Origin of the sequence: Mesorhizobium sp. B2-5-3 (assembly GCF_006441005.1) — a bacterium.
Classification (GTDB): Bacteria; Pseudomonadota; Alphaproteobacteria; order Rhizobiales; family Rhizobiaceae; genus Mesorhizobium.
The window spans coordinates 378,077-392,071 of the sequence record NZ_VFUS01000003.1 but is presented as its reverse complement, the minus strand read 5'-3'; the positions used below and the strand labels follow the sequence as shown (position 1 = coordinate 392,071).

The following is a 13,995-nucleotide window of genomic DNA, read 5'->3' as shown; positions in this document are numbered from 1 at the left end:
GCTGATGCCGCCTCGGCTTACAGTCCGCGAAGTCATTCGCTTGCTGGAGACCGATGGCTGGTATCTGGTTGCAACCAAGGGCAGCCATCGCCAATATAAGCACAAGATAAAAGCCGGCCGCGTCACCGTGGCCGGCAAGTCGTCTGAAGAGGTTGCACCAGGGACATTGAACAGCATCCTCAAGCAGTCCGGGTTAAAGGAGTGACGACATGCGTTACGCTGTGGTGATTGAAAAAGCAGGAGATAATTTTTCTGCTTATGTGCCGGACCTGCCCGGCTGTATCGCGACCGGCGCGACGGTGCCTGAGGTGGAAACCGAGATTCGCGACGCAATACGCTTTCATATCGAGGGCTTGCGTGCCGATGGGTTGGATGTGCCCGAAAGTGTCAGCCTGGCAGAATATGTAGAGGCATAGAAGGCGCCGCTGCGATCCTTCCAATCCAGATCAGCCTCTGACCTCAGCACCTATTCCGCCGGCAACACTCGCAGCGTCTGCTCATCAAACAGCGGCTCGTCCTGGCCAATCCGGACAAACAGCAGCTTTTGCGCCGCACCCGCCGGTATCTCGAAATACTGGATGCCATCGGGCATCTCGCCCCAGTCGCCGCAGGGCGGTTCGGGGACCTCGTTGGGGTCGGCAAGTGCCTTCAGCTCTTTCGCGTAGGCGGCGTCGGGGCTGAATGTATAGCGTTTGACACCGGCGGGCACGGTTCCTTCCGTGTAGGGGGCGAGCACGCAGCGTGCGCCGACGGCGTTGTCGGTCTTTTCCAGGAACAGCCGCTGCAACGCGGCTTCGGCAGTTTCGCCGGGCTTGATGTCGAATACCTCAACCAGAGGATCGGCCGCGCCGCCATCGCTGTATTTGACGGCGAGCGCCTCGCCTGCGAACTCAAAGTGGATCTGGCGGAAACCGAAATCGCAGCGCTGCACCCAGGCGGCGAGCCCGACGGTTTTGTCGGTCAGCCTTTCCCAGGCGCATTTGTCGATGGGCGGGCGCGACGGCGCCGGTTCATCCGCTCGTGCCACGGCCGATATTGCCACGGACGCAAACAGGGCGCTGCCCCAGACGATCGATATCATGGCGCTATTCATCGCTGCATCCTGTCAAAGTGAAGACATCCCACGCCGAGCCACCGGGGTTGGCGTTGGCGAAGTCGACCCAATCGGTGAAAGCCACGCCGAAATCCGGCAGCAGCAGCCCTTTCGGCGCCGGCGTCGCTTCGCGCGAGTTCAACTGCTGGGCGCCGCCTCCGGTCAAGGCATAGACTTGGCCCTCCCATATCCTGCACAGGCCGCTGCCGTCCTGCAGCCCCGCTTCGCGGTCATCGTCGGTGCAGGGATGGCGGATGGTGCCGAGCGGCAACGAATTCCTGCCGTTGGTCCAGGTGATATCGGCCGGGAGGCGGATATCGGTCTTGGGCACGGCCAGCGAAAACACCTGCGCCGTCAGTGCCGCCGGCTCATTGGCGAGCGGCCGGAATTGCATGACCGCACCGGAGCGCTGCTCCCGATAGGTGGCATGGCTCAGCAAGCATTCCCCGGCGTTCGCCACCTGCATCGAACTGAGCAGACCCGCGAAGACGAAGGCCAGTTTACGGGTGATCATCAAATGTCCCTGGGAAAGCGTTGTGAAAGCCAAATGCTGGCCGCATACCGTCCCGCACAGTCGCATCATCCACGCAAAAGCATAAGCGAAATCCGGAACGGCTGCATTGTCGGCTCCTTGGACGAAAACTTATCTCTCGCAACCCAACAGCCTGTATGGTCGAGCGCACTGATCGAGGGGTGGTGATGCGACGTTTGGTGATTACGATGGCAATGTCCGCATTCGCGACTGGTGCTGCGCTGGCGGCGTCGCCCTATGTCGGGACTTGGTCCAGCGACCGACTGAACTGCCACGCGGCCGCCGACATCCAACGCCAGACCGTCTACTCCGTAGACCGAGCGGCCCTGTCGCTGCCCGAGTTCGGCTGCGAGCACGCGTCATTTCGCAAGTCGCCGACCGGCTGGGTGGTACATGCTAGCCGGTGCTACGGATCGTACCCGTCACTGGAGGAGCCCTTCACTCGTGTCATCCATATCGAGAGGCATGGCGCCACGATGCGGTTCACCTGGCCTGGCTTCGACAGCGGACTTCTTGTGCATTGCTGAGGCGTTCGCGTCAGACCAGCCCGACCAGAAAAGCAGCGCTGCCGAGAAAGCCAACCGAACAGACCCACAGCACCCACAATCCGAGCACCCTGCATTCGAGCACCGCCGAAGCAGGGTTGGCGGGGTCATAGTGCACGTCCACCTTGGTGCCCTCGACATAGCGCCGCGCCTGAGCCCCGACGAGGCCTGGCAACGAAGCCGTCACGCTGGCGCCGAAAGCGACGCGATCGGCACTGTATCGCTGGCCGGCGACGCCATAGCTGTAGACGATGCGGGATTTGAAAACAGTACGCCAGGGCCGATAGCTCCCGGTCCGCTCGCGGGTTTTGATCGCCTGCAGGCCCGACGCGTCGATGCGGCCGACGGCGACCGGCCATTTTGCCGCCTGCTCGGCCATCGATTTCTGGACGAAGCCCATGCGCAGGACAAACAGGCCCATGAACAGCAACAGAGCCGCCGCACCGACATACTGCGGCTTGGGCAAATACGGGCCGATCGCCTCCAGGACACCGCCGACGGAAAACACCAACACCAGGGCGCCGACCACCAGCCCGGCGGAAAGCTGCACCATGAATTTGAAGGCGCCCTCCGGCATGGTGCGCTCGATCACGGCCTTGGCCGGATCGACAGGGTTATAGAAGACGGTCACGGCTGCGCCGCGGGGAAATCGCGCAAGGGTTTCGGCGACTTCGAAATTCCCCAGATTTTCCTGCACGCTGTAGTGCGAACTCTGAAATGTCTTCTTATCCACCTTGTACTCGAAGGTGATCGCCGGAAAATTGCGGATCTCGGTGGAATCGCTGCTGTCAGACCCGGAGCCGGAGCTTCGGACCTCGCGCGCTTCGACGCGCGAGGAGATGATCTTTCCCGGCGCCGGCAACCAGCGGCTGACCGCTTTGACCTCTCGCCATTTCAGGAAAGTGACGATCGACAGCCCGCCGGCGACCGCGCAGGCAAAGCCGACCAACAGAAATTTGAGTTCCAACTCATCTCCCCCGGAGTTCAGGAGCCCGCACATAGACATCATGACGACGGCAATGTCTTGCTTATTCGCTGAAACGGCCGAAGCCTCCGCGGATGCTCATCATCGTCTCCCATTTGCTGGCCAAACCGGCGGAGACCTGGGAGAGCGAAGCACGCCAAGCCTGATGGCTTGTTTCAATCCGCGTCGGCCACCATCTGCCGGCCGCCGGCCCAGGCGCGCCATTGCCGTTCGTCGCCGTGGAAGACGTTGAGGTCGATGCGGCCGGTTACGCCGTGCGACAGGCCGGAGCCGGAATATTGCCAGAACAGCCATTTGCGGCCGGGATAGACTTTTGAGGGGTGCTGCGCCACGGCGCGCAGCCAGAACGAATAATCGAGGAATTCGCCTTGCAGATTGTCGCGGTAGAAATCGGGCGCGGTGTAGATGATGGGCCGCTGGCCGTAGTGGCGTTCAAGCTTGTCCATGAACACCTGCATCTTCTCCAGCACCTTTTCGCGCGACGGGCGCCGCTTGCAGCTGGATTCGCCGTTCCATTCGACATCGATCACCGGCGGCAGGGCGCCCTCGACCCTGGGCACGTTGCGGATGAACCAGTCGGCCTGCTCGCCAGCGGTGCGGCACCAGTAGAAGAAGTGATAGGCGCCGCGCTTCAGCCCTGCGGCGTCGGCGTTGCGCCAATTCCTGGTGAACATCGGATCGAGATGGTCGCCGCCGTCGGTCGCCTTGATGTAGGCGAAGTTGGCGCCTTGGGCGCGCAGCTTCTCCCAGTTGACGTTGCCTTGCCAGCGCGACACGTCGACGCCATGCACGGCAAGGTGTCGCGGCGAAGAGCGGCCGAAATTGATCGGCTTGGCATCGCGAAAGCCGTAGCGCGTGACAGGCCCGGCCAGCATCGGAGGTGCCGCCCGTGACAAGAGCTTCGGCGGCGATACAAGCGCCGCCGGCTCGACGACCGGCGGCTCGACGCTGTCCGGCAGGTCGGGCGCCGGAAACGCCACCGTCTCTTCCTCCGCCAGGCCGTAAGGCCGGACATTCTCGTCCACCGGCATGGCTTCCGCCATCCTGCGTTCGGCTGCCATTCTCCGTTCGGCCTTGGTCACTGGGGCGGATGCGATCGGCGCGCTTGGTCGCACCACCGAGTTGGTGATCTCGTTCGACGGCTTCTGGATGTCCAGCGCGTCCATGCCGGATGTCGACGAGCAGCCGGCAAGGCACAGCGTTGCGATCACGAAACTGACGGCGCCTGGTAACCGCATCTGGACCTGTACTCAAACACAACAGACCGAAGGCAACGGCCGACGGACAAACCAGGTCTAGTTATGAACGAGAAATTACCAATAAAGATTGAATCAAGTTTTTAAGCATGTTGGGCACGGTTGCGGGTTTGGGCCGCGCGACGACAAGCGCAATCTAGGCCTGCCCATCCTATCGCCTGAAGACGCCGATCATCGGCCCCAGGTTCCAGTAGTCGTCATTGCGGCCGATGGCCGGCGCGAGCAGGCTTGATATCGACCCGTCGAGGAACAGCGCATTGTCGCAGCCGAGCCCGTCGCGAAACAGGCGTGCGAATGTATGGAATGTCACCGTGCCATTCGAAATGGCGAAGACGACGACGCCGTCCTTTCGCACCCCGACACCGTCGCGCGTCTTGCGCGAGGTGCTGTCGGCCCGGAATTTCTGGTGCAATCGGCCGTTGATCACCAGCATCGGCCCGGACTGAGTGGCATAATCGGTGGGCGGACGCTTCTTTAGGAAATCCCTCGTCGCGCGGACCGCGGCCTTGCCGTCGCTGATGTAGAAAATACCATTGGGCTGGAGCGAAAAATTGCCGCTTCCCGACCCGACCTTCGCCGAGGCCAGTTCCTGTCCGCGCTCGACATAGAGGCCGACCGGCGCGAGGTTTGGATGGTACATTCCGGCATTGATGGCGAACAGCATCGTGCGCCCGGCCCGCCGCTGGGCATCGTCGAGATTGTGCAGCGATTGATAGGGCTTGCCGGCCGGATCCTTCCAGAACAATTCGATCCGATATTGCTTGGGATCGACCTCGCAGACCAGGTAGCTGGTGGCCTCGAAGACGAGGTCGCGGCACGGCGGCAACGAGGCGAACCATTCGCCGACCCCCATGCCGATCGCCGCCGCCGACGGCAGCGCGGTCTTGATCAGCGCGAGCAGTAATGGCGCGGATTGGAGGACAGTCAAAAGATCCATGCGCGCACCGGATTTCCAGTTCCAACGAGCCGCCGCCAGCATTCGCCGGCACGACGCAAGAACGGTCCCAAGCGGGAATGGATCAAACGGCCAAGGTCGAAGTGCGGCTGCCGACGCAAGACATCGGCGACATCATTGAACAGAGCTGACGAGCCGCTCGTCGCCGCCAAGGATGGAAACCCAGCGACCGCTGTTGTCGCTCGCCTGTCTCTTCAGATAGCGATAGCCTGTCTGGTTCCAGAGGCGAACCTTGTCGCTGAGATTGTCGAGGACGAAATCGCCCTTGTCGGTGCGCACCGTAAGCACGGCGTGGCCTTCGCCGTCGGGCTTGCGCACCACCGTCATCAGCAGATTGGCAATGGCAATGCCGGCGGCCTGGAGTTCGCGCTGCTTTTCAAGCGCGTAGTCTTCGCAGTCGCCAAACCCGTTATCGGGGTAGGCCCACCACTCATCCTTGCCGTAATTGTCCATGTCGCTCATCGGCTTGACGCGGGTGTTGACCGAGAGATTTACGGCGGAAATTTCCCGCAACAGCTGGCCGGTCATGCTCTCCGGAGCGTTGGCGGGCGAGCGGATGGAGCATTCGGCAGAATGGACCTTGCAAAAGTCATAGTGCCCGATCGGCTGGGAGGTTTGCCCGCCGATGGTCATGGAAAGCGGTCCCGCATTCGCCAAACCCGCGGCCGAACAAAAAGCCGTCAGCGCAAACGCAAACCCCAAACCCCTCGCCTTGCGGCGCCAACCCACCGAGGATGCCATGCGGCCCCACCCATCTATTTTTGTTAACAGAACGTTAAAGATGGATTTTGCCTGGAGTCAATGAAGGCGGCCGATCACATCTTTGGCGATCGACTCATGCCCGACCGGGGTTGCGCCGAAGCAACACCGGCTCGCACGTTCCTGGAGTTGCCTTTTAGTCCCTTGTCTGAAGTCGGCGGAAAACCGCTGCGCGCTTTTCCGGAATTGCTTCAGGCAAGCCATCCCATCGCCAGGCCCAGCAGCAAAGCGATGCCGAGCACGCCGCGATAAATGACGAAAGGCCAGGCCGAGAAGCGTTCCAGCACGCGCATCAGGCTCCATATAGCAAAGAAGGCGGATAGCGAGGCAACCACCAGGCCGACCGCGAGGATCGACCAGCCATGGGCATCGAGATGGGCCTTGTGTAGTTCCCAAAGCTCCTTGAGACCGGCGAGTGCGATGGCCGGCAGCCCAAGCAGGAATGAAAAGCGCGCCGCTTCTTCCCGCTTGAAGCCGAGCCCCAGTGCTGCCGTCAAGGTCGAACCGGACCGCGAGACGCCCGGGATCAATGCGCCGATTTGGGCGATGCCAACGAGCAGCGCATCGGCCATGGAAGCCTGGCCCATGGTGCGCGCATGGCGGGCACGGAGTTCGGCCAGCGCCAGCAGGAGTGCCATGACGATGCAGGCCCAGCCGATTACCCCGAGGCCGCGCAGCGGCGAATTGCAGGCGTTGAGAAGGCCAGACAGAGCCACGCCGGCGATGACGATCGGGATCGTCGCCAGCACGATCCAGAGCGCCAGCCGGAAATGTCGGTCAGCCAAATCGCACCGTTTCAAGGCACTGACCGAACCGGACAGGATGTCCCTGACATCGTTCCAGAAGTAGCTGATCACCGCGGCGAGGGCCGCAAGCTGCATGGCGGCGGAGAAAGCGGAGCCGGGATCCTGCCAGCCCAGCATCGCCGGGACGACGCGCATGTGGGCGGTCGAGGAAATCGGCAGCAGTTCGGTGATGCCTTGCACCAAGCCGAGAAATGCGACCTTGGCGTAGCCCAGGCCGACAAAGCCCATGTCCATGCCTTGCATGCAGCTGTCGGCCATGTCGAATTCCATGTCAGAGAGATCGGAGTTGCGCGGGGAACGACTGGGGCGATCGGCCCCTGGGCAAGCCATACCGCCATGGGACGGAAAATCAATTTACGGATTTGTGAACTGGCACCCGGGAATGGGCGTCAGCGAGTGCGGAAGGCGCGTTCGAATATCAACACCGCGCCGCCTCGGCGCGTTGGCAGCACCAGGCAGTGGCCAGACCGGCCCGGCGGGTCGGTCCGCAAAAACTGGAGGAAATCACGATGCGATCAGGGGCACAGCCAGAGTTTCTGGCACGCCCTGGCGATCACGTGCGCCGGCGGGACAACCGGCTCCTCGACGGAAGGCCGACGCGCCCGTTCGAGCAGCATGCGCACCTGTTCCGGGCGCACACGATCGCGCTCCATCACAAGCAGGACCATCGGATCGCTCAAAAGCTCGTCCAGGGTACTGATGCTGTCGTTCATCCGTCGTCTCCTCGAATGCCGGCCCGCACCGGTTAAATAGGGAGACAATGATGGCTCGCCAATGACGCTTTGCCGGCTTTCGCGTGACTGTTTCGGTTATTTCGTGACTGTTTCGATTAATTTTTGTCACGGTCACGTAATTTCACCCTTCTGTTGGCCCGCTTCATCCGGCACAGCTCATCGGTTTCGGCGCTCAAGCGCCGATCCACCTTCTTTCATAAGGCGGGAAGGGAGGCCGGAGACCTCAGGCAGGCGGCGCGCCTTCGTGCTGCGGCAAGCCGTCATCGAGCGCCACCCAGGGCTGCTTGGAGGCGGTCCAGATGTGCATCTGCGGTTTGAAGACGGATGGATCGTCGAGTGACCCGGTGGTGACGCCTATAATGCCGGCGGCATCGCGCCGCGAAAACATCGTCGTACCGCAGCTTGGGCAAAACCCGCGTTTAATATCCGGCGAGCTGTTCGCGGTCGCCAACGGCCCTTCGACCGTCACATCGTCGATGCGAAACAGCACACGCGCATTGAAGGCGGCGCCGATCGCCTTTTGACAAAGCCGACAATGGCAGATGCGTTCGTTGACGGGCTCGACGTCGGCGCGATAACGCACCGCCCCGCACAGGCATCCGCCCTGATAGTTAGCCATTGCCGTATCCATTCCCGAGAAGATTTGATGCGAGACTATCGAGGCCGGATATCGGGTCAATTCAAAAGCATTGATACGATCCCATCGACTGCAGCGATAAAACTGCCGGCCGCCTCGAGGGAGACCGCCGGCAGCCAATGCCGGCAAGCTATTCGGTTTCGCCGACCACCTCGTCCCAGCTCTTCACCTTGGTCTCGCCGTTGAGGAACGGCAGCGCGGCGGCCGTCAGCTCTGGAGCGAAGAAGACGTCGTAGTGGGTGCGATTGGGCAGGATCGCCAGGCGGTTCCGCGACAGGTTTTCACGCATCCAGCCCGCGTCCTTCAAACCGCCGCCGAGCATCTGGTAGAACTTGATCTCGTGCTCGGGCTTGTACATGTCGCTGTCGCCGTAGGCCAGCATGACCGGCATCTTCAGCTTGGGAACATCGGCCGAGTAGTCGTAGTTCTGGCGCATGAAGTTGCCGAGCGTGTCGAGCAGCTTCGGGAACTCCTCGGGATGCGGCGCCACGGCGACGTAGGATTTGTACATCGGCGTGTCCTTCATGAAATCGGCCGCTGCCGCGCTCACTTGCGCCTGCTGCGGGCGCATCTCGTCATAGAAACCGTCGGCGGCATAGCCGGTCGAGACCAGCACAAGCCGGCGCACCGTTTCGGGGTGCTGGACGGCCATCCGGAAGGCGACGCCGCCGCCCAGAGAATAACCCATGACGTCGACCTCGCCGTAACCAAGCCGTTTGACGATATCAGCCATGTCGTCGCCCATCGCCTCCAGCGTGAACGGCCGGTCGCCAAGCGCGGTGCGGCCATGGCCTTGCAGGTCGACGGTGATGACAGTGCGATGTTCGGCAAGCTTCGGCAGAATAGGGGCGAACATGTCCGCTGTGCCGAGACCGCCATGCAGCAGAAGCAGCGGCTCGCCTTTGCCGTGGACGGCATAATAGTAATTCAGGCCGTTGATCGGCAGCAGGCCGGATTTTTCAGGCTTCGGCGGTGTCTTCGCTTCGGTCGTCATGGCAGATTTTACCTCGTTTGCGTTGGCGATGCCCGGACAGGCGAGAAGCGCCGCGGCCGAAGCAAGAATGGCGAAAAGCAGGGCTTTGGACATATCAATCTCCTCCAGTCTGTCCGTGTGTCGGTGCGTTCTTGAGCTGGCTGGTGCATCGGCCCCAACCCGCGCGAAAACCGATCGAGAATATTGGTCTGACCGGCTTCCGTCCCAAGGACGAACCAGCGAAATGCAAACCGACATCATCAAGGAGAAATTCTGGGGCTTTCCCGTGGATGAGGACCAACGGCGAAATCGAGGACGCGTCAGTGGCGCTTGGCTTGCACCAGATAGGCATCGATCTCGGTCTCGCCGAGCCACTTGGCCGCTTCCAGCCGATGCAGGCCTTCTACCAGGATATGACGCTTGCCGTCGTGACGGACCTGGATCGGCATCTTCATGCCATTTTCCAGAATGTCCTCGGCGAGATGACGGACCGTCTCGGGATGCAGCGTCTTCTTACGCGCCGTCGGCACGTAGATGTCGTCGACCTTGACCTTCTGCACTCTGAGCATGTCGACCCCCCGGGCGGAACGCCGCCTTGTCCTGAGATAGTCGCTTTGTTGACGAGGGCCAAGGGCGTGGCGACGAATAGGGCGGAGGCAACCGGGTTTGTCTGCCGCCGCGCAGTCGATATTGCGTATCAGCCTTTGTAGATACGGTCCTCGAGCGGCGTCTCGGCAATCAGCGCCTGCAGCCCTGACAGCAACGCCTTCTCGGCGCGGTTCATCGCCTTGTCCGGATTGACCAGCAGGAAGATATCGATGGCCGGCGGCGCATCATAGGGCGGCAGCCGCCACAGCGCGCCGTCGGCCACATCGCGCCGCGCCACATGCAGCGGCAGCGGGCCGATGCCGAGCCCGGCGACGATCATGCGCCGCACCTCCTCCAGGCTCGACGAAACGCCCACGACATCGGCGTTCAGCCGTGCTTCGCTACGCAACAGTGCGACCGGCCGCAGCGCATCCGAAATATGGTCGGTCTGGAACGATACTGACGGCTCGTCGCGGAGATCGGCGAGCGTCAGTCCGGTTTGCCCATAGAGCCTGTGCCGCGGCCCGCAAAAGAAGCCGAAGAACTCGCGATAGACCATGTCGTATTGCAGCGCCGGATCGCGCTGGCTGACCAGGCAGACGCCAAACGAAGCACGGCGCTCCCTCACCTGCTTGGCCACTTCGGTGCTTGCCGCGACCGAAATGGTGATGCTGGCGCGCGGATAGTTGCGGTGGAATTCCGACAGCGCCCGATCGAACAGCGGCGAGACCACATGGCTGGCGGTCGCGATCATGACGTGGCCGGTGACATCGTCGCTGATGCCGCGCATCAAGAGCGGCAGCTGCGATATGGTGCCGAACACCTCGATGCTCTGCTCGTAGAGAAGCCGTCCAACCTCGGTGAGCTCGAAGCGCGTCGCATCGCGTTCGACCAGCCGCCGGCCGACCCGGTCTTCCAGCCGCCGCAGCGCATTGCTGACGCTTGGCTGCTTGAGGTTCAGCCTCTCGGCGGCACGCGTTATGCTCTTCACCTCCGCGATGACGACGAATGTCCGCAAAAGGTTCCAGTCCAGATCCCAGACCAGCCGTTCGGGGCGCGGCAATGCCATTCCTGATATCTATGCTCCCTATTTCCATTATCTATTTGCGCAATGCTACCGCAAAGGCAATCATTGCCGTCAGGAGTGCGCCCCAACGCCTCCCAAGAACAAGCCTTCGCGCTCCATCCAGAGGACAGGTTCAAATGAACAAGGTATTTTCCGGCATTGCCGTCGCGGCGCTGCTGTTTGCGTCTTCCTTCACTAACGTCTCGGCCAGGGCCGATGACCTCGAGAAGGTCAAGGCGGCGGGCGAATTGAAGATTTCCATGAGCGGGCAGTATCCCCCCTTCAACTTCGTCAACGACCAGAACGAGGTCGTCGGCTTCGACGCCGATATCGGCAAGGCCATCGCCGAGCGTATCGGCGTCAAGGGCACCATCATCACGACCGCCTGGGACGGCATCATCGCCGGCCTGCTCGCCAACAAATACGACACCGTGGTCGGCTCGATGACGATCACGCCGGAGCGTGAGAAGGTGGTCGATTTCGTCGGCCCCTACTATCACGCCGGCCGTGCGGTTTTCGTCAACCAGGATTCCAAGGTGCAGAGCCTCGACGAACTCAAGGGCAAGACCCTTGGCGTGACGCTCGGCGAAACACATGAGAAATGGGCGCGCCAACAGGGCGGCTGGGACATCCGCACCTATAAGGGGCTGCCGGAATTGCTGCTTGAGCTGAAGGCGGGCCGCGTCGACGCCATCGTCGTCGACAACATTCCGGTCATGGTCGCCGTCAAGGAGACCGGCGAGAAGGTACGCAAGCTCGACACGCCGGGTATCGAAGGCGGCAGCGTCGCCATCGGCATCGCCATCCGCAAGGACAATCCCGAGCTCAAGGCCGCCATGCAGAAGGCGCTGGACGGCATGATGGCCGATGGTACCTACGAGAAGATATCGATGCACTGGGTCGGCAGCGACATCCGCTAACTTCGCCAGGCTTCGGCGGTCCAGGCCGCCTGAAGCCGAAAGCCACTGCGCCGGGCCATTCCATGGATTTCTCCTTGATGCAGCGCGTCTTCCCGTTCTTCGTGGAAGCCGCCTTGGTGACGCTGGAACTGACAGCGCTGGCCCTGGTTCTGGGGCTGGCCGTGGCAGCACTGGCCGCGACCGCAAGAATGTCGAGATCGGCGGTCCTGCGGGCCGTCGGCACGCTCTATGTGAGCCTGTTCCGTGGCACACCGTGCCTGATCCAGCTCTTCGTGCTCTATTTCGGCGGTCCGCAGATCGGCATCAATCTGGATCCGTTCGCGGCCGGCGTGATCGGCCTCGGCCTCAACATCGGCGCCTATATGGCGGAGTCAATCCGAGGCGCGGTGGTGGCGGTCGACCGGGGCCAGACGGAGGCGGCCCGCACAATCGGATTCGGCCGGTTCCAGACCTTGCGCAAGGTCGTGCTGCCGCAAGCCGCCCGGCTGATGATCCGCCCCCTTGGCGTCAACACGGTCGCGCTGTTGAAAGGCTCGGCCCTGGTGTCCACCATCTCGGTCGTGGAATTGACCTACACCGCGCAGCGCTTCATCGGCTCCACCTACAAGCCGTTCGAAATCTTCGGCGTCGCGGCCCTGCTCTACATGATCATGGTCTATGCCGTCGCCCGCATAGTCGACATGCTCGACAAACGCTTCGCGATCGTCTGAGGCAGAACACGATGCAAGGCCTGGATTTCACAGTCATCGCGGCCTACTGGGATCTTCTGCTGACCGGCGCCTGGTGGACATCAGTGCTGACGGTCTCGGCGGGAGCGCTCAGCTTCGTCGGCGGCATCTTCTTTGCCGTGATCGTACTTTACGCGCCGGCAATCCTGGCCTACCCCGTACGCGCCTTCATGTGGGTATTCATGGGCACGCCGCTGCTGTTGCAGCTCTTCCTGATCTATTTTGGCCTGGTGCAGGTCGGCATCGACATCCCTGCCCTCGTGGCCGGCATTGTCGGCCTTGGACTGCATTTTGCCGTCTACAATGCCGATGTCATCCGCGCGGGCATCGTGGCCGTCGATGTCGGCCAGACGGAAGGTGCACGCAGCATCGGCTTCGGCAAGTGGCAGACGCTGCGCCATGTCGTGATACCGCAGGCCATCCGCAACACGGCGCCGCCGATCGGCAGCAATTTGATCGCGCTGTTGAAGGAATCCTCCATCGTCTCGGTCATCGGCATTGCCGAGCTGGTTCACTCGGCGCAACTGGCGATCAGCGAAACGTTTCGCCCTTTCGAATTCTACATCACTGCCGCCGCGCTCTACTACATTCTCAACCTCGCGCTCGAAGCGGCCCTGCATAGGTTCGAAAGACATGTGGAGGTTTCCCGATGAGCACGCAGCGGCCGATGGTCGAGGTCCGCGGCGCACGCAAATCGTTTGGCGCCGTCGAGGTCCTCAGAGGTATCGACCTATCGGTCGAACGTGGGCAGATCGTCGCAATCATCGGCCCGAGCGGCTCCGGCAAGAGCACGCTGCTGCGTTCCATCAACCATCTCGAGGGTTTGAACAGCGGTGAGGTCTGGCTGGACGGCCTGCAGGTCAACCAGAAGCTGCATGGCCAGGCGTTCGAAAGGCACATCAACAAGGTGCGCCAGCAGATGGGCATGGTGTTCCAGCACTTTAACCTGTTCCCGCATTTGACCGTGATCGAGAACATCACGATGGGGCCGGTGATCCTGAAAAGCATGCCGAAAGCCGAAGCTCGTGCGCTGGCGCTTGGTCTTTTGTCCAAGGTCGGGCTCTCCGACAAGATCGACGCCTATCCCTCGCGTCTTTCGGGCGGGCAGAAGCAGCGCGTCGCGATTGCCCGCGCGCTGGCCATGCAGCCCAAGGTGATGCTGTTCGACGAGGCCACCTCGGCGCTCGATCCGGAGCTGGTCGACGAGGTCAACGCGGTGATGAAGCAGCTTGCCGCCGAGCACATGACCATGCTCATCGTAACGCACGAAATGCGCTTTGCCGGCGAAGTGGCCGACAGGGTGCTGTTCATGGATGGCGGCGTGGTGGTGGAAGAAGGCCCGCCGGGCGACATCTTCCGCGCCCCGCAAAAAGAACGCACCCGCACCTTCCTCAAGAAATACCTTTCCGCCTGAGTAC

General features: G+C 62.0%; 19 protein-coding genes. 7 read left to right on the top strand and 12 right to left on the bottom strand.

Going from position 1 to position 13,995, the window contains the following annotated elements:
- Nucleotides 1-4: 4 nt before the first annotated feature.
- Both FJ867_RS09480 and FJ867_RS09475 read left to right on the top strand, forming a co-directional pair.
- On the top strand, nucleotides 5-205 hold the full coding sequence (locus FJ867_RS09480) for a type II toxin-antitoxin system HicA family toxin (protein WP_140517667.1): 201 nt from the start codon (nucleotides 5-7) through the stop codon (nucleotides 203-205).
- Between the two features lie 4 nt (nucleotides 206-209).
- On the top strand, nucleotides 210-416 hold the full coding sequence (locus tag FJ867_RS09475; RefSeq protein ID WP_140517668.1) for a type II toxin-antitoxin system HicB family antitoxin: 207 nt from the start codon (nucleotides 210-212) through the stop codon (nucleotides 414-416).
- Between the two features lie 50 nt (nucleotides 417-466).
- Here FJ867_RS09475 and FJ867_RS09470 read toward each other — a convergent pair whose 3' ends face one another.
- The gene (locus tag FJ867_RS09470; RefSeq protein ID WP_140517669.1) at nucleotides 467-1,093 is read right to left on the bottom strand and encodes a hypothetical protein; all 627 of its coding nucleotides are present in this window, start codon (nucleotides 1,091-1,093) and stop codon (nucleotides 467-469) included.
- Nucleotides 1,086-1,607 carry a hypothetical protein gene (locus FJ867_RS09465; RefSeq protein ID WP_140817247.1) on the bottom strand — a complete coding sequence of 174 codons (522 nt, stop codon included), beginning with the start codon at nucleotides 1,605-1,607 and terminating at the stop codon, nucleotides 1,086-1,088. The genes FJ867_RS09470 and FJ867_RS09465 overlap by 8 nt, the downstream gene beginning before the upstream one ends.
- Before the next feature lie 206 nt (nucleotides 1,608-1,813).
- On the opposite strand from FJ867_RS09465, the gene FJ867_RS09460 reads away from it, so the two are divergent.
- A complete protein-coding gene (locus FJ867_RS09460) occupies nucleotides 1,814-2,152 on the top strand; it encodes a hypothetical protein (RefSeq protein WP_224519152.1) in 339 nt (112 codons plus the stop codon).
- Between the two features lie 10 nt (nucleotides 2,153-2,162).
- On the opposite strand, the gene FJ867_RS09455 is transcribed toward FJ867_RS09460, so the two are convergent.
- From FJ867_RS09455 to FJ867_RS09410, 10 genes are all read right to left on the bottom strand, one after another.
- Nucleotides 2,163-3,137 carry a DUF3592 domain-containing protein gene (locus tag FJ867_RS09455; RefSeq protein ID WP_224519151.1) on the bottom strand — a complete coding sequence of 325 codons (975 nt, stop codon included), beginning with the start codon at nucleotides 3,135-3,137 and terminating at the stop codon, nucleotides 2,163-2,165.
- A 173-nt stretch (nucleotides 3,138-3,310) separates the two neighbouring features.
- Nucleotides 3,311-4,393: a GH25 family lysozyme gene (locus tag FJ867_RS09450; RefSeq protein WP_140817245.1), complete on the bottom strand. Its 1,083-nt coding sequence runs from the start codon at nucleotides 4,391-4,393 to the stop codon at nucleotides 3,311-3,313.
- 169 nt (nucleotides 4,394-4,562) lie between these two features.
- Nucleotides 4,563-5,348 carry a phosphodiester glycosidase family protein gene (locus FJ867_RS09445; protein ID WP_140817243.1) on the bottom strand — a complete coding sequence of 262 codons (786 nt, stop codon included), beginning with the start codon at nucleotides 5,346-5,348 and terminating at the stop codon, nucleotides 4,563-4,565.
- A 132-nt stretch (nucleotides 5,349-5,480) separates the two neighbouring features.
- Complete coding sequence (locus FJ867_RS09440; RefSeq protein WP_140561002.1) at nucleotides 5,481-6,107, bottom strand: transglutaminase-like cysteine peptidase; 627 nt, start codon at nucleotides 6,105-6,107, stop codon at nucleotides 5,481-5,483.
- 209 nt (nucleotides 6,108-6,316) lie between these two features.
- Complete coding sequence (locus FJ867_RS09435) at nucleotides 6,317-7,189, bottom strand: undecaprenyl-diphosphate phosphatase (RefSeq protein ID WP_140817242.1); 873 nt, start codon at nucleotides 7,187-7,189, stop codon at nucleotides 6,317-6,319.
- Nucleotides 7,190-7,446: 257 nt separating this feature from the next.
- Nucleotides 7,447-7,644, bottom strand: a complete 198-nt coding sequence (locus FJ867_RS09430) for a hypothetical protein (RefSeq protein ID WP_140493757.1) — start codon at nucleotides 7,642-7,644, stop codon at nucleotides 7,447-7,449.
- A 244-nt stretch (nucleotides 7,645-7,888) separates the two neighbouring features.
- On the bottom strand, nucleotides 7,889-8,284 hold the full coding sequence (locus FJ867_RS09425; protein ID WP_140517705.1) for a GFA family protein: 396 nt from the start codon (nucleotides 8,282-8,284) through the stop codon (nucleotides 7,889-7,891).
- A gap of 148 nt (nucleotides 8,285-8,432) precedes the next feature.
- On the bottom strand, nucleotides 8,433-9,389 hold the full coding sequence (locus FJ867_RS09420) for an alpha/beta hydrolase (RefSeq protein ID WP_140561001.1): 957 nt from the start codon (nucleotides 9,387-9,389) through the stop codon (nucleotides 8,433-8,435).
- Between the two features lie 206 nt (nucleotides 9,390-9,595).
- Complete coding sequence (locus FJ867_RS09415) at nucleotides 9,596-9,844, bottom strand: ParB N-terminal domain-containing protein (protein WP_006206067.1); 249 nt, start codon at nucleotides 9,842-9,844, stop codon at nucleotides 9,596-9,598.
- Nucleotides 9,845-9,972: 128 nt separating this feature from the next.
- Nucleotides 9,973-10,932 carry a LysR family transcriptional regulator gene (locus FJ867_RS09410; protein ID WP_140493763.1) on the bottom strand — a complete coding sequence of 320 codons (960 nt, stop codon included), beginning with the start codon at nucleotides 10,930-10,932 and terminating at the stop codon, nucleotides 9,973-9,975.
- A gap of 134 nt (nucleotides 10,933-11,066) precedes the next feature.
- Here FJ867_RS09410 and FJ867_RS09405 point away from each other — a divergent pair, with 134 nt between their 5' ends.
- From FJ867_RS09405 to FJ867_RS09390, 4 genes are all read left to right on the top strand, one after another.
- Nucleotides 11,067-11,849, top strand: a complete 783-nt coding sequence (locus tag FJ867_RS09405) for an ABC transporter substrate-binding protein (RefSeq protein WP_140737989.1) — start codon at nucleotides 11,067-11,069, stop codon at nucleotides 11,847-11,849.
- A gap of 62 nt (nucleotides 11,850-11,911) precedes the next feature.
- A complete protein-coding gene (locus tag FJ867_RS09400) occupies nucleotides 11,912-12,559 on the top strand; it encodes an amino acid ABC transporter permease (protein ID WP_140583319.1) in 648 nt (215 codons plus the stop codon).
- Between the two features lie 11 nt (nucleotides 12,560-12,570).
- Complete coding sequence (locus FJ867_RS09395; protein ID WP_140583324.1) at nucleotides 12,571-13,230, top strand: amino acid ABC transporter permease; 660 nt, start codon at nucleotides 12,571-12,573, stop codon at nucleotides 13,228-13,230.
- Complete coding sequence (locus FJ867_RS09390) at nucleotides 13,227-13,991, top strand: amino acid ABC transporter ATP-binding protein (RefSeq protein WP_140493771.1); 765 nt, start codon at nucleotides 13,227-13,229, stop codon at nucleotides 13,989-13,991. The genes FJ867_RS09395 and FJ867_RS09390 overlap by 4 nt, the downstream gene beginning before the upstream one ends.
- Nucleotides 13,992-13,995 lie beyond the last annotated feature (4 nt).

Bases quoted from the DNA above. Each gene is read 5' to 3' on its own strand.
- FJ867_RS09420 (WP_140561001.1), bottom strand. From the start codon at position 9,389: ATGTCCAAAGCCCTGCTTTTCGCCATTCTTGCTTCGGCCGCGGCGCTT.
- FJ867_RS09435 (WP_140817242.1), bottom strand. From the start codon at position 7,189: ATGGCCGACAGCTGCATGCAAGGCATGGACATGGGCTTTGTCGGCCTG.
- FJ867_RS09430 (WP_140493757.1), bottom strand. From the start codon at position 7,644: ATGAACGACAGCATCAGTACCCTGGACGAGCTTTTGAGCGATCCGATG.
- FJ867_RS09410 (WP_140493763.1), bottom strand. From the start codon at position 10,932: ATGGCATTGCCGCGCCCCGAACGGCTGGTCTGGGATCTGGACTGGAAC.
- FJ867_RS09440 (WP_140561002.1), bottom strand. From the start codon at position 6,107: ATGGCATCCTCGGTGGGTTGGCGCCGCAAGGCGAGGGGTTTGGGGTTT.
- FJ867_RS09400 (WP_140583319.1), top strand. From the start codon at position 11,912: ATGGATTTCTCCTTGATGCAGCGCGTCTTCCCGTTCTTCGTGGAAGCC.
- FJ867_RS09395 (WP_140583324.1), top strand. From the start codon at position 12,571: ATGCAAGGCCTGGATTTCACAGTCATCGCGGCCTACTGGGATCTTCTG.
- FJ867_RS09475 (WP_140517668.1), top strand. From the start codon at position 210: ATGCGTTACGCTGTGGTGATTGAAAAAGCAGGAGATAATTTTTCTGCT.
- FJ867_RS09425 (WP_140517705.1), bottom strand. From the start codon at position 8,284: ATGGCTAACTATCAGGGCGGATGCCTGTGCGGGGCGGTGCGTTATCGC.
- FJ867_RS09390 (WP_140493771.1), top strand. From the start codon at position 13,227: ATGAGCACGCAGCGGCCGATGGTCGAGGTCCGCGGCGCACGCAAATCG.
- FJ867_RS09405 (WP_140737989.1), top strand. From the start codon at position 11,067: ATGAACAAGGTATTTTCCGGCATTGCCGTCGCGGCGCTGCTGTTTGCG.
- FJ867_RS09460 (WP_224519152.1), top strand. From the start codon at position 1,814: ATGGCAATGTCCGCATTCGCGACTGGTGCTGCGCTGGCGGCGTCGCCC.
- FJ867_RS09480 (WP_140517667.1), top strand. From the start codon at position 5: ATGCCGCCTCGGCTTACAGTCCGCGAAGTCATTCGCTTGCTGGAGACC.
- FJ867_RS09465 (WP_140817247.1), bottom strand. From the start codon at position 1,607: ATGATCACCCGTAAACTGGCCTTCGTCTTCGCGGGTCTGCTCAGTTCG.
- FJ867_RS09450 (WP_140817245.1), bottom strand. From the start codon at position 4,393: ATGCGGTTACCAGGCGCCGTCAGTTTCGTGATCGCAACGCTGTGCCTT.
- FJ867_RS09445 (WP_140817243.1), bottom strand. From the start codon at position 5,348: ATGGATCTTTTGACTGTCCTCCAATCCGCGCCATTACTGCTCGCGCTG.
- FJ867_RS09470 (WP_140517669.1), bottom strand. From the start codon at position 1,093: ATGAATAGCGCCATGATATCGATCGTCTGGGGCAGCGCCCTGTTTGCG.
- FJ867_RS09415 (WP_006206067.1), bottom strand. From the start codon at position 9,844: ATGCTCAGAGTGCAGAAGGTCAAGGTCGACGACATCTACGTGCCGACG.